A 12,969-nucleotide genomic window follows, 5' to 3' on the forward strand; every position below is an offset into this window, starting at 1 on the left:
TTCATGACTTATATGTTTATTGCGGTTTGTGCTCTTGCGGTCCGCCCAGGCGGGGTCAGGGGCGGGTGAGGTAGGCGTGCAGCTTCCTGGCCTCCTGAATGAGCTGTCCGTTGCCCTTGCGGCGGGCGACGAAGTCGGCGAGCGCGGGAATGTCCGCCCGGGCCTCGGCCCAGCAGGCGAAGGCGCTTGCGTCGACCAGCAGGCTGCGCAGCCCCCGGACCGTCTTCTCGCCCTTGCCGGGCAGCAGGATCGGCAGTGCCGCCTCCATCGCGTTCCAGACCTGCCGAAGTGAGCCGTCCGTCGCGGCCTCCCGCAGGATGATCCCCACCCGCACAGCCGACTGCCCGCCGTGCTTCACCCTCTGCGCGAGCAGGTTGCCCAGGGCTTGGGCCGGGAGGTCGCCACGGGCGGCGAGGCCGAGGACCACGGGCATCCCGACGGGCCGGGAGTCGAGCAGGCACCCGGCCAGCAGCGACATCGTGGCCTCGCCCGCCGGCCCGTGGCCGAAGGCGAGCTCGTGGAGGATTTCCGGTCCGATCCCCGCGAACCCCCAGCGGGTGGTGGTGAACGACAGGAAGCGGGTGAAGTAGGCGGCGTTGAGCTCGCGATGCCAGGGCAGGACCGACGGCCAGAGATCCGACGGTTGCGCGACGTCGTCCGGACGGGGACCCGTGAGCACCCGGTCGATCAACGGAAACCCGGTCGGCCGGTACTCCACGGTCACGGTGATCCGGGCGTCGCGCGCCTCCTCGGGCAGGGATGCGGCGGGGTCGCTGAGAACCTCGGTGCGATCGCCGATCCGGTAGGCCCATCCAAGGGTCACGGTGGGCACGGGTACCCCGCCGGCGGTGAGCAGCGCCGCGACCCGACGTCCCTCGGGAGAGGTGAGCCGCGCGGTGCGGGCCAGGACCTCCGGGTCGAGGTCGCGGGGGAGGCGCAGGAGCGCCTGCGCCAGGTCGGCGGGCATCGGCGTCGCCCCGGCCGCCTCGTAGGTCTCCAGCCGGGTGAGGAACTCCTCGGCGTCCAGCCGCCCGTCCGACCAGGTGGGGGTGGCGAGCAGCATCGGGGGGAGGACACCGGCGCGCAGGGCGTGGAAGATCTCCGCACATCGGCTGAGGGTGATCCACCGGTTCCCGGGGGTGAGGTCCGGGTCCGGGAGCTGCCCCACCCGCGACTGAGGGCTGCCGAACTCCCTCGCCAATGCGTCCACCCAGAGAGCCGGATTGTTCCACCTACCCCAGAAGGTGGAGTTGTACAGCCGCGGATGGGTGAGCCGGCGGATCAGATGCGTGCGAGCCGTCTCCCGGTCGGCCGCGGCAAGCGCGACGAAAGCCGCGAGGACCCGCTCGACGCTCCGCCAGCCCTCCAGGTCCTTCCACGAGGTGAGTTCGATGAGCTCCTCGAACGACTCGATCGGCGCAGGGAAAGGTACGGCCTGCGGCGGCTCCGGCAGTGTGAGGGAGTCGAACGGATCGGCCGGCTCCTGTACCGGCTCGGGCAGGGCCACCTCGCCGCCGAGCAGGGGAGCGAGCTTTTCGGCCGACTCATAGGGGAGCACGGGGACCGCCTGCTTGATCGTGTCCAGCCCGGCCGGGCCGAGGTGCGGAGCCAGCTTGAGCGCGATGCGGACCGCGCGATCCCGGACCTCCGGCGAGTTGTGGCCGAGGGCCGGGACGAGCGCGGGGGTCACCTCGTCGGCCAGGCCCGGCGAACGCCGTACCGACCGGTCCAGCCAGGTCAGGCCGGAGTCGACGAGTTTGCGCTCGGGCCGGAACAGGACCCCTTCGAGGGCCTCGGTGAGCTCGAACGGGTCCGGCTCGTCCAGGCGGCGCAGGTGCTTGAGGGCGAGTTCGGCGACCTTGCCCGGGGCGGCGGGAAGCAGCCGGACGTAGTCCCGGGAACGTCCCGCGACCTGCTCGGCGGTGGGCTCCAGAGCCTCGTGCAGCCGGACGAAGTAACGCAGGTCGGCGGGGGCGCCGCCGCGCAGGAACCTGCTCACGCATCCGGCGAGCAGCATCTCGCGCCGGGCGGGGGAGGCCGTGGCGATCAGCCTGGCGATCCAGGGGTCCCGGTCCTCCTGCCACTGGAGCGCACGTCCGACGCCCTCGGCCTCGAAGATCCGGGGGAGCATGCGCGTGAAGAACGGATCATCGGTGATCTCCGTGTTGATCGGCTGGACCGCGGACACCCAGCCCACGGTGAACAGGTCGTGCTGCGGGGGTTCGGCCCCGGTACGGCGGAACAGCTCGATCGCGAGTTTCACCCCCCAGCCCTCAGGTGTGCGAAGCCGGAGCGCGAGCCGCCCGGCCAGGTCGGCCTGCCAGTCCGGTGGCCGCGTCGCGAGAACCCTGAGGAGAAGCTCCTGCTCCCCAGGCTTCTGGGCGGTCCACCGGTCGGTGTACTCACGGCGGTTCAGCCAGGCGGCGACGGCCGCCGCACCGCCGATCGTCGTGGCCCCCGCCACCCGGAGAGCGGTCCCGAACTCGTGGAGGCTCCCCCACCGTCCCGCCCGGTCGCGAAGGACGGCCAGGTGGCCGGGGAGCTCCCGCGCGATCCGGCGCCGATCCTCGTCGCCGAGGGCGGTGACGTACTCGGCGAGTTCGGCGGTCCGCCTCCTGTTGATCAGGTCACGCACGTCATCCCACGCGGTCATCGGACCTCTCCAATCACAATTGACACTGAAATATCAGTCTTAGGTAGGAAAGCGCACGCCAGCGGCAGCAATGGTGGGCCGGCCCCGGGTTGTCGCGGAGGCGTGACGAGGACATTGCCAGTCGGCCCCGACATTTTCGGAGCCGTTCCCGGCGGGCTTCGGCCGGTGCGACGGCGGTTCCGTAGTGATCACCCCAGCGCGCCGACGGGGCACATCTCGCGCGGGTAATTACAATCCGCAAGTGAATGTGCACCCAGGGTGGTTGGCCCCGGTTTTTGAAGGAGAGAGACCATGCGAACTCCCGTACGGCTGGGCATGGCCGCCACGCTGATCGCGGGCATGGCGACGGTCGTGGGCGTCGTCCCCACCGCCCACGCCGCGTCCGGCACGGCCCGGGCTCGGTTGCCGATCGACGTGGACATCCGCATCAGGCTGCTGCATTCCGGCAAATGCCTGGACGTGCAGGAACAGAGCACGTTGAACGGCGCCGCGATCGTGCAGCGGGACTGCTCCGGCCAGTCCAGTCAGCGATTCCGGATCGTCAACGCCACAGGAACGTTCCGGATTCGGACGTTCGCCGGCAAGTGCCTCACCGTGAACGGGGCCGGGGACGACAACGCGAAGGTCGTCCAGGACGACTGCACCGGCCGGCCCGGTCAGGTGGTGAACCTGGTGGGCAGCGCCGGGAAGGCGGGAACCGAGCTCCGGGTCAACGGGTATCTCAAGTGCCTGGCCGTTCAACCGGCCGGGAACGCGCCGCTCGCTCCGGTCGCCTGCGGGAGCGGACTCAACAACGACCGGTTCCTCTTCGAGAAGATCTGAACCGCCGGGCCCGAGGTCGGAGCCGGCCTGGAATCAGTCGCCGGCTTCGACCCAGTCCAGCGTTCCCTTGTTCACGGCCGGCCGCCAGCTGCGGATGGGACGGCCGGTCTCCAGCGCGGTGGCGGTCGCCTCAAGGAGCGCCAGGTAGGACGGCCAGGCGACGTCTCCCTCCAGGGTCAGCCCCTCGTCCTGATAGAACTCACCCGTCTTGCCGGTGGCCGGGTCGGCGAACAGGTTGCCGCCGTCGGGCGCGCCCGCGAACGGGATCAGACGCCCGTGCCACCAGCCGGTCGCGGAATTGTCGACCACGATGTCGCACAGCATCCTCCAGTCATCGGCGATCGCCTTGACCGGCATGAAGCCGTAGAAGGGGGCGGGGCCGAACCAGGCGCCTCTGTGCTTTGCGCCGTTGTGGCGGAGCAGAGAGGCACGCAGGTCGTCGGGGAAGACGACGCCCATCCGCGCCTCGGCTTCGGCGATGGCACGGGGGTCGGCCGGGCCGTTCAACGAGCGGTGGGTGTCGGGGAACTCGCGGGCGAGGCGGCGTTCGATGCGCCGCCAGACCGCGTTCACCCGGGCGGCGACCGACGGGTTGGGCCTGCGGACAACCGGGGGGTGGCGCTCGGGCCGGCAGCCGACAGCCCGTGCCTGCTCGGGGGTGAGCTTCGGAGGCCGGGGCGGGGGACTGGGCTTCGGTTCCGGTGTGGGTGACGGGCGGGGTCCACCGGCACAGCCGGACGGGGCGGAGGTCGACGGCTCGCCCGCCCAGCGGAGCTCGCATGTCGCGGTGACCGTCGGGTAGTGGCCCCGCAGCGCCGTACCGCTCTCCAGTGAGGCGGCGACGGCCTCCAGCAAGGTGGGATAGGACGGCCAGCCGCTGGGTCCCTCGTAGCGGACGCGTTCGTCGCGCACCTTGACGCCGACCCGGCCGGAACGCGGGTTGACGAACAGCTCCGAACCCTCGTCCGATGCGGCGAACGGGACCAGGCTCCCATGCCACCGACCGCGTTCGGGGTCGGCCTCCCGGAGCGTGCCTGCCATCACCAGGCTCTCGCAGTTGGTGTCGCCCGCGTTGCCGATGCTCCACAGGTCGAGGAGCCCGTGGGCCGGGGGAAAGCGGAACGCGGAGGACGCCGCCGGAGTCGGCAGACCGAACTTGGAGCCGTCGTCGACGCCGTTGTGCCGGAGGAGCGACGCGTACAGCTCGTCGGGAATCCTGGCCCCGCGTTCCCGCTCCCACTTCGCCACGGCCTCCGCCGAGGCGGGATGGCCAAGACTGCGCAGCGTGGCGGAGGCGTGGACGCCCAGCCAGCGCTCGATGTGGTCCCACGCCCCGTTCACCCGGGCCGCGATCGACGGTTCCGGGGCCCGTGGCCGGTGGGTGGGGCTTGGGCCGGGAGACGGCATGTGCTCCGGTTCCGGCGACCCGGCCTCCGAACCGTCGCCCCAGAGGATCGGCCGGCATCCGACGGACCGTGCCTGATCCGCGCTGAGCGTCCGTGATCGGAGCCCCGCCTCCGCCTCCACATCCCGGTTCCCTCGTCCGTCATTACAGGTGAGGGAAACCCAAGGACTGGACGACGAGAACAGCGACGTGCAGTACACCGGCTCGATCACCTGCGCAGAGCCCACCGCGCCCCCGGCGAGCAAGACGACGGCAAGCAGTAGCCTTCCCCACCGACCCATCCACGACCTGAGCATCCCGGCACCTTAGCCATGGAATATGCGTTGGATGCTCATTTCAGCATTTATATGTTTATTGAGGATCTGCAGCTTTGCGGGCTGGTACGAAGTCAGCCACTGACGCCCCCATCGAGCCACCTTCACGGATGGCGAGTGCGATGCCGGTGGTTCATCCGGGCAGGCCGGTGTCCGGAGCGTAGAGGTCGTCGGTGAACTCCTGGCCCAGGTGCGCTCGCACGCTGGCCGCAAGGGCCACGACACGTTCGGCTCCGCCGACGGACCCGATGCGGCGTTCCATCACCACCAGGCGGCGTTCGAGTACTTGGGCGGCATGTGGTGTCTCCTCGGCTGGCCGGATGACCCGGGGGCAAGGTCGTGAACGGGCTCGTATTCGAGGTGCACGCTCACTGCAGCTCAGCTCTTTTCGTTCTCGTCGCCACGTGGTCTCGGTCCATGGTTCGGAACGGGTGCCGAAGGTCCTGTACTCACTCTCACCTTCGCAAACAGATCAGAAGATCGTCTGGGCCCATCCTTGTCGCAGTGCCGGAACCCGACACACCAATTGATCGGTACGCCTGACAAGCCCCGTCAACTATGGCGTACTTACACCGTTCCCAATTATCGATGCCCACGTTACGGTCATTTGTTGGGTAGATCCTCCCGGATGGTCGGCGAGGCGTCTTTGTGTGTCATCGGAGGAGAGCATGATGGCGCGAGTGAACCTGCGTGCTGCGTTCATGAGAGGTATGGCATCCTCCGTCACCGCTCAGCAGGTGTTCACCAACAGGGCGGACGAGATGGCCGCGTTCCGCCGGTCGCTGGACGGACTTCATCAGATCTTGGACGAGGCTGAGCTCTCACCTGTCGTCGACCGGGTTCAGGGGCGTCGCAATGTTCTGACCTTTTACGGGGTGGGAGGTATCGGGAAGACGACGCTCTCGCATGAACTGGAGCGTCGCCTCCTCGAAGAAGCACAGGATGCGGGTCACGATGACGTGGTATCCATTCGCATTGACCTCTCCGAGGAGGGCGCAACCGACATTGAAGGATTGTTGCTCCGGATTCGGGCGGGGCTGGGAAGGCTGGGAAACCGGTGGCCTGCCTTCGACTTGGCTCTGGCTTCCTATTGGGCACGCGCACACCCGGGCGAGTCTTTACAGGAGTTCTTGGATGCGCTGCCGACGGTGCGGCGTGCATCGCGAAGCATCGGCCTGAACGATCAGATCGCGGCGAGTGTCGCTCAGATCGTGCCCGCGGGTGTCGGGGGATTGGCGGGGCTGGCTCAGCGTGCCGCGCTGGGCACCTACCGCATCATTCGGGACCGGGTGCGGGAGGGTCGTTTGCTTGGCGAGTGCGAACTCTTTGCTGAGCTGGTGGAAGCGGACGCGGATTATGAGACGTTGTCGTTCTTTCCGTATCTGCTCGCCTGGGACCTGGAGCGGCAACGGCGAAGTCGGCGGCCCAGGGTATGCGTATTCCTCGACACCTTTGAAGTGTTCGGCAGTAGGACGGACCGGATCGAAGAGCGTTTCCTGCAGCGGTGTGTATATCTTATGCCGAACATCCTCTTCGTAATCACGGGGCGTAATCGGGTTGACTGGGCGGACAGCGGGATCAAGGGTGAACTGGACTTCACCGGCCGAGAGCGCTGGCCATATCTGCACTTCAACAATGACTCGATCGAACCTCGGCAGCATCTTGTGGGCTATCTGTCCGACGTCGACGCCGACAGCTATCTTCGCGAAGCACTCACACGGGACGGCTTGCCTGCGATACCAAGCGAAGTACGGGAGCGCATCATCGCCGGTGGGCAGGGTCTGCCGCTTTACCTGGACTTGTCGGTGTCGCACTTTGTTGAGCTACTGGCACGTGGTGGGGATCCGTCGGTGGACGATTTCGGTGGATCATTCACTGCGGTTGCCAGTCGGTCGCTTAGGGATCTGCCTCAAGAGGAACGCGATCTGGTGCGTACGGCGGCGCTTGTCGACCGTGTCGACGCCGCACTGCTGAGGGCCGGGCAGCCAAGCCTTTCAGATGGTGCTGTGGCCCGATTTCTCCGGCGTCCCTTCTTGACGCATGATGACGCCTACGAATATCCATACGCTTTGCATATGGCATTGCGGTCGGCAATCGGCGAAGCGGATCGAGGGCTTCCGGACGGCTGGTCCGACCGTGACCGTCGCGAAGTCGCCGCCCGACTGCTCGGTCGGCTGGGGGAACGGCTGGGACCCTCCGCCGGTCGTGGAGTCATCGCGCAGGCCCTCGAATCAGGTCTCAAGCTGTCCGGCGGGTACGGAGTCTTCGACGACTGGATGGTTCGGGCCACGCAGCGATTGGTGGAGGCCGGGCAGTGGACGGGCATCGGTGCGGGACTCACCGTCCAGAGAACGGATGTGTCGGATTTCCGGGCGATGCATGCCGCGATTCAGGGGATTCAGCTTCGTCGTTCAGGGAGTGCTTCCGAGGCCGTCCGGGTTCTGGACAACGCTGCTGAGGAAGTCGGCGCCAACACCCTGGCTGCACAGCTGGTACGCCTTCACCTTGCGCACGCCCTGCGAAATCAAGGGAACTACACGAGAGCCGCCGATATCTATCGAGGGCTGATTGACGGTGAGTTCGACGCGGCCGCCCGGTACTGGCTCTGCGATTACGACTACCTCAACGGGCGCTTCGTGCGTGCACTTGCAACACTGCAAGCCCACGGAAGCCGTGATGCATCCGACAAAGGTGAATGCCTTCGACTGATCGGACATATCTGGCGGGTAAACGCTCGCTTTGCCGAAGCCGCGGATTCATACACCGAGGCGATAGAACTGGCACGTGCAGAGGGGCTTGCGGCTGCGGAGGCGAAAGCACTGGCCAACATGGCTCAGACAACGTGCTGGCTTGGGGATATGTCCGCTGTTGCCGAGGTGGCGAGCCAAGCTCGTGGGTTGCTCGATCTCGTGCCGAATCCGGTCGAGCTCGTCAAAATCCGTTCCGCCGAGGCCGTTGCCGCAGTGATGGCCGGCGAGTTCGGGCTGGGATCGGACGCGGTGGATGGGACCAGGCGGCTTGCGGATGGGATCGGTTACCGGGGAGGTCACAACCTGGCTGATGTAGCGGAGATTCTTCTTCACGTGCGTACGGGTGACTACGACGGTGCCCAGCGGACGCGCGTAGAACTTGACCAGCGGACGCGTTCCTCGGGTGGAAACACCTATTGGGTGGCGATCGCGACCGCTTGGATCGACGGTGTTGAGATTGCGGTCGGGAGCCGCCCCGTCGTCGATTGGATAGATGAGGCGGTCACCTCGCTGAGTCGCTGGGCGGAGTTGACCGCTCCTCGATAGTGTCTCCGGGCGGAAAGCAGATGGCATGAGGCGGGGGTAAAGCTCGATGGGCGACCGGGTACGGGTCGGGCTGGCAGGGGTGGGGATCATTGCGCAGACCCATCTGGAGGTTCTTGCGGCGCTTCCGGTCTCCCTGGAGTTCACCGTGGACCCGAACCTTGCGGAACCACCCGTGTTTCGGGGAACCACACCCTCTCACTATCGGGATCTCGCCGATGCACTAACCGCGCATCAACCCGATTTGGTGGTGATCGCCACCCCTACCGAGACACATGCCGATCTTGTGGCCCAGGCGCTCAGAATGTCGCCCGCTCGCGTGCTGGCTGAGAAGCCGCTCGTCCACGATCCTTCCTCACTCGATCGATTGCGTTCCATGAACGACGCGGATGATCTGCGGGGGCGGCTGTTCACAGCGCATCATTTTGCATTCTCGCCTGAGGTCGGCTGGGCCGAGGAAGTGATCGACAAACATCCGGAATGGGGGCCGGTTACCCAGATCACGTCGGCGTTCTACGATCCGTACATCCTCCGGGGCGATCAGGCGTTCGCCTCGTACGTTTCCAGCTGGATGGACTCCGGCGTGAACCAGCTCAGTATGCTGGCCCGATTCGTGGACCTTCTGGCGATTACTTCCGGTGGTCAGACCGACGGCGGGTCGAGTGCCTGGTACACCTTCAGCTACCGTTGCCGGGGCGTGGTGGGCACCGCTCGGCTGCGTACCAGTTGGCTCACCGGTTCCAGCAGCAAGAAGACGGTTCTCACCTTCGGGCAAGCCGGGGTGGAGGTCTGGATTGATCACACTGCGATGACCGGTTTCGCCAGTCGGGACGACGTGTTGCTTGCCGTCTACGGCAACGACGGTCGAACACCCAGGAAGGTCGCCCACTACCGGCCTCTCTACGAGAGCCTCCTGTCCGATCAGCCCGATCCGGTTCTGGGGTTCGACGTCGCAGAGACCGTCGTCCGGCTTCAGCATGCCGTCCCACCGGCCTGATCGAAGGGCGGCAACCAGATGGCCAGGCCACCTGGCGCGGGTTGTCCGAAGGGGATTGTTGGGCGCTGCCTCCCGGTCCGCTGTGGTCGGGGGGCGAAACCCGCGAGAATCAGTTCCTCGCCACGCCAGCCGTCCTGTTCCAGTCGCAAGGGAAGCCGGTGGGCTCCCGGAGCGAGGTGGTCGGTTCGGGGAAGGGTACGGACGCGGCGGCCAGGGGAGACAGTCGGCACCTCGAGTTATCCGGGCTCGGTTTCGGTGACCTCGGCGCCGAACGCTTCGGCCAGTTTCTCCCCGTCCTCAGGCGGGAGCACGGGGATCGCCTGCTTGATCGTGTCCATTCCGGCGGGACCGAGTTTCGGCACGAGCTTGAGGGCGATGCGGACCGCGCGGTCTCGGACGTCGGGCGCGGAATGGCCGAAGGCGAGGACGAGCGCGGAGGCCAGTTCACCGGCCAGGCCGGGCGAACGCCGTACCGAACGATCCAGCCAGGTAAGGGCGGAAGCGACCAGTTTGCGTTCGGCCCGGAACAGGACGCCTTCCAGCGCCTCGCCGAGATCGAGCGGATCAAGGTCGTCCAGGCGGCGCAGGTTGGCCAGGGCGAGTTCGGCGACGTTGACGGGGGCGGCGGGCAGCAGGCTGATGTAGTCCCGGGAGCGTTCGGCGATCTGCTCGGCGGTGGGTTCCAGGGCTTCGTGCAGCCGGGTGAAGTAGCGCAGGTCGGCGGAGGCGCCACCGCGCAGGAACTTGCTTACGCATCCGGCGAGCAGCATCTCGCGCCGGGCGGGAGAGGCCGTTGCGACCAGCCCGGCGATCCACGGGTCGTCGGCCTTCTGCCATTGGAGCACCCGCCCGGCCCGCTCGGCCTCGAAGATCCGGGGGAGCATGAGCTCGAAGAACGGGTCGTCGGTGACCTCCGGGCCGGTCGGCTCGGCTCCCGCCACCCAGCCCGCGGTGAACGGGTCGTGCACGGGAGGCTCCGCCCCGGTGCGGCGGAACAGTTCGACAGCTAGTTTCACCCCCCAGTCGCCTGAGGTGCGAAGCCGGAGCGCGAGCCGCCGGGCGAGGTCGGCCTGCCAGTTCCGAGGACGGGACTCGAGCACCTGAAGCAGTAGATCCCGCTCCTCCGGCGACTCGTAGGTCCACTCGGTGGTGTACTCGCGGCGGCCCAGCCAGATGGCGACGGCGGCGGCACCTCCGATCGTCGCGGCACCCGCGACGCGGAACCCCTTTCCGAGGTCAATGAGGTCAAACCTGTCCAGGCTGTCCCGGAGCGCGGACAGGTGACCGGGGAGCTCCCGCGCGATCAAGGCCCGGTCGCCGTTGCCGAGCGTGGCGATGTACTCGGCGATCGGGGCGGCCTCCCCGTGGTTGATCAGGTTGCGGACGTCATCCCATGCGGTCATCGGACGCCTTTCATTGCCAGTGCGGCCTTCAATGGATGCTGCGCTGTCGGTGCGGCGGGACAGTGAGAGCACATTCCCACCCGAGTCCGACATTTCCGAATAGGTTGCCGCGCTTGGGTCGGCAGGCGTGATCGCGATAACCGGTGCGCGGTCGGGCCGTCGGGCGAGCCTGAGAATGAGATCAGGCGCCCGTCCCACCAGTGGCCTCGGGTTCGCCGTTGACAATCGCGATGATGGCGCTTGAGTCGACGATCATGCGGGCAGGCCGGTGTCCGGATCGCAGAGGCTGTCGGTGGACAGCTTGTCCTGGCCCAGGGCGGCTCTCATGCGGGCCGCGACGGGCAGGATACGGTCGGCTTTGCCGACGGCCCCGTCGCGGCGTTCCATGGCTTCCAGGCGGCGTTCGAGCACTTGGGCGGCGTGTTGTGTTTCCTCCGCCAGCCGGATGACACGGCGGGCGAGGTCGTGAATGGGCTCGTGTTCGAGGTCCACGCCCACTGTCGCTCAGCTCCTATCGTTCTCGTCGCCGTTCGTAGCTCGAACCCGAGCGACGTTTCTGCTGGAATCCGATCGGCTACTGATTGTGATCACTGGCTGATGTCGGATCCATAGGACGTACGACGGCAAAGCTGCGTGGGAGGCGGTGCGTCAGGAGGCCGGGGGGACGATGTGGATTTCGAAGCCTTCGCCGGTCACCACCGCGCCTACGCGGATCTTGCGGGTCTTGCGGAGCTCGACTTCGCCGTCGACCATGACGTTGCCTTCGGCGATGAAGTGCTTGGCGGCGCCGCCGCTCTCGGCGATCATGCAGTACTTCAGCAGGTCGCAGAGGGGGATGTAGTCGTCTGCCAGCTCAAACGTCTCTCGCACCCTCCCAGGATAGAGGGGTTCGGGCCGGCGTCCGTCCAGCTGAATGGACTTCTCGGACATATCGCCAATTTGGGGCACGTATTGACTGGTCGGCGATGACGAGATACGTTCCGGGGGATTCGCGGTGGTTCGAGGGAAATCCGGTGAGATGCCGGTGCGGTCGCGCCACTGTGTCCGGAACGCAGGTTCCGGGAGCCAGGTCACTTGGCCACCGCGTCCTCAACGAGTGGGCGCGTAACCCAAGGAGGCATCGCATGAGTGACCTGACCACCTCGGCCCCGATCTCGCTTCCGGCCTTGAGCCGCTGGCTCCTGGCGGTCCCCGTCTTCCTGCTCCTGGCCTACCTGGTCACCTTCGATCAGGGCGTCGTATCCCAGGCAGGCGACTACCTGCACGAACTCATGCACGACGGGCGGCACCTGCTCGGCGTCCCGTGCCACTAGACGCCGCATGATCCGCACCCTGCTGGTCCGGGGCCTGCTCGTCGGGCTGGTCGCCGGGCTTATCGCCGCTGTGTTCGCCTACGTCGTCGGCGAACCGGACATCGACCGCGCCATCGCGCTGGAGGAAGCGGCCGCGGCCGCCGAGTCCGGTACGGCCGAAGGCGGGCACAGCCACGACGAACCCCTGGTCAGCAGGCCGGGGCAGCGATTCGGGCTGTTCCTCGCGCTCGGCCTGTACGGGCTCTCCGTCGGCGGGATCTTCGCCCTCGCCTTCGCCGGCCTGCGCGGGCGGGTGGGGCCCCGCTCCGAGGGCGCGCTCGCGATCACCATGGCCGCGGTCGCCTTCGCCGCCGTCGTCCTCTTCCCCTTCCTGAAGTATCCCGCCAACCCGCCGGCGGTGGGCGACCCCGAGACCATCGGGACGCGTACCACCCTCTACCTGGTCATGGTCCTCCTCGGCCTGCTCTCCGTCGCCGTCGCGGTGACCTCCGCCAACCGGCTGTCCGGCCGGGGCCCGGCCGTCCGCCGGACCGTCGGCGCGGCCGGTTTCCTGATCCCCGTCGTCGCCGGGCTGGTGCTGCTGCCGACCGTCGACGAGGTTCCCGCGGGCTTCCCCGGCACCCTGCTGTGGGACTTCCGGGTCGCCTCGCTCGGCACCCAGCTCGTGCTCTGGGCGGCGCTGGGCGTTCTGTTCGGGATCCTCTCCGAGCGGGCCGCACGCCGTACCGGGCTCGGGGCCGCGGTCCGGGCTCCCGTGCCGAGCTGAGCG

At 67.5% G+C, this 12,969-nt stretch carries 11 protein-coding genes and 1 riboswitch; of the genes, 5 read left to right on the forward strand and 6 right to left on the reverse strand.

What is annotated here, in order from left to right; translation table 11 throughout:
* Positions 1 to 55: 55 nt before the first annotated feature.
* Complete coding sequence (locus RUR_RS24980) at positions 56 to 2,653, reverse strand: DUF7824 domain-containing protein (RefSeq protein ID WP_283137612.1); 2,598 nt, start codon at positions 2,651 to 2,653, stop codon at positions 56 to 58.
* 291 nt (positions 2,654 to 2,944) lie between these two features.
* Between RUR_RS24980 and RUR_RS24985 the strand changes: the two genes are divergently transcribed.
* Positions 2,945 to 3,475, forward strand: coding sequence for an RICIN domain-containing protein (locus RUR_RS24985; protein WP_283137613.1), 531 nt, complete (start codon positions 2,945 to 2,947; stop codon positions 3,473 to 3,475).
* A gap of 33 nt (positions 3,476 to 3,508) precedes the next feature.
* Here the strand turns inward: RUR_RS24985 and RUR_RS24990 are convergent, their stop codons facing one another.
* Both RUR_RS24990 and RUR_RS24995 read right to left on the reverse strand, forming a co-directional pair.
* Positions 3,509 to 5,002, reverse strand: coding sequence for an SMI1/KNR4 family protein (locus tag RUR_RS24990; RefSeq protein ID WP_283137614.1), 1,494 nt, complete (start codon positions 5,000 to 5,002; stop codon positions 3,509 to 3,511).
* Positions 5,003 to 5,327: 325 nt separating this feature from the next.
* The gene (locus RUR_RS24995) at positions 5,328 to 5,456 is read right to left on the reverse strand and encodes a hypothetical protein (RefSeq protein ID WP_283137615.1); all 129 of its coding nucleotides are present in this window, start codon (positions 5,454 to 5,456) and stop codon (positions 5,328 to 5,330) included.
* Positions 5,457 to 5,865: 409 nt separating this feature from the next.
* On the opposite strand from RUR_RS24995, the gene RUR_RS25000 reads away from it, so the two are divergent.
* Together RUR_RS25000 and RUR_RS25005 are read left to right on the forward strand one after the other, a co-directional pair.
* The gene (locus RUR_RS25000; protein WP_283137616.1) at positions 5,866 to 8,490 is read left to right on the forward strand and encodes a tetratricopeptide repeat protein; all 2,625 of its coding nucleotides are present in this window, start codon (positions 5,866 to 5,868) and stop codon (positions 8,488 to 8,490) included.
* 46 nt (positions 8,491 to 8,536) lie between these two features.
* Positions 8,537 to 9,484, forward strand: a complete 948-nt coding sequence (locus tag RUR_RS25005; protein ID WP_283137617.1) for a Gfo/Idh/MocA family protein — start codon at positions 8,537 to 8,539, stop codon at positions 9,482 to 9,484.
* A 236-nt stretch (positions 9,485 to 9,720) separates the two neighbouring features.
* Here RUR_RS25005 and RUR_RS25010 read toward each other — a convergent pair whose 3' ends face one another.
* The 3 genes from RUR_RS25010 to RUR_RS25020 all read right to left on the reverse strand — a co-directional run bounded on the left by RUR_RS25010 (position 9,721) and on the right by RUR_RS25020 (position 11,757).
* On the reverse strand, positions 9,721 to 10,887 hold the full coding sequence (locus RUR_RS25010) for a hypothetical protein (protein ID WP_283137618.1): 1,167 nt from the start codon (positions 10,885 to 10,887) through the stop codon (positions 9,721 to 9,723).
* A gap of 252 nt (positions 10,888 to 11,139) precedes the next feature.
* Positions 11,140 to 11,385, reverse strand: a complete 246-nt coding sequence (locus RUR_RS25015) for a hypothetical protein (RefSeq protein ID WP_283137619.1) — start codon at positions 11,383 to 11,385, stop codon at positions 11,140 to 11,142.
* Between the two features lie 150 nt (positions 11,386 to 11,535).
* Complete coding sequence (locus RUR_RS25020; RefSeq protein ID WP_283137620.1) at positions 11,536 to 11,757, reverse strand: RNA-binding S4 domain-containing protein; 222 nt, start codon at positions 11,755 to 11,757, stop codon at positions 11,536 to 11,538.
* A gap of 109 nt (positions 11,758 to 11,866) precedes the next feature.
* A riboswitch (cobalamin riboswitch) is annotated at positions 11,867 to 11,983 on the forward strand.
* A 28-nt stretch (positions 11,984 to 12,011) separates the two neighbouring features.
* Here RUR_RS25020 and RUR_RS25025 point away from each other — a divergent pair.
* Positions 12,012 to 12,200 carry a CbtB domain-containing protein gene (locus RUR_RS25025; protein ID WP_283137621.1) on the forward strand — a complete coding sequence of 63 codons (189 nt, stop codon included), beginning with the start codon at positions 12,012 to 12,014 and terminating at the stop codon, positions 12,198 to 12,200.
* A gap of 7 nt (positions 12,201 to 12,207) precedes the next feature.
* Positions 12,208 to 12,966 carry a CbtA family protein gene (locus RUR_RS25030; protein ID WP_283137622.1) on the forward strand — a complete coding sequence of 253 codons (759 nt, stop codon included), beginning with the start codon at positions 12,208 to 12,210 and terminating at the stop codon, positions 12,964 to 12,966.
* Positions 12,967 to 12,969: the final 3 nt, after the last annotated feature.

Origin of the sequence: Rhizohabitans arisaemae (assembly GCF_025996515.1) — a bacterium.
Classification (GTDB): domain Bacteria; phylum Actinomycetota; class Actinomycetes; order Streptosporangiales; family Streptosporangiaceae; genus Rhizohabitans; species Rhizohabitans arisaemae.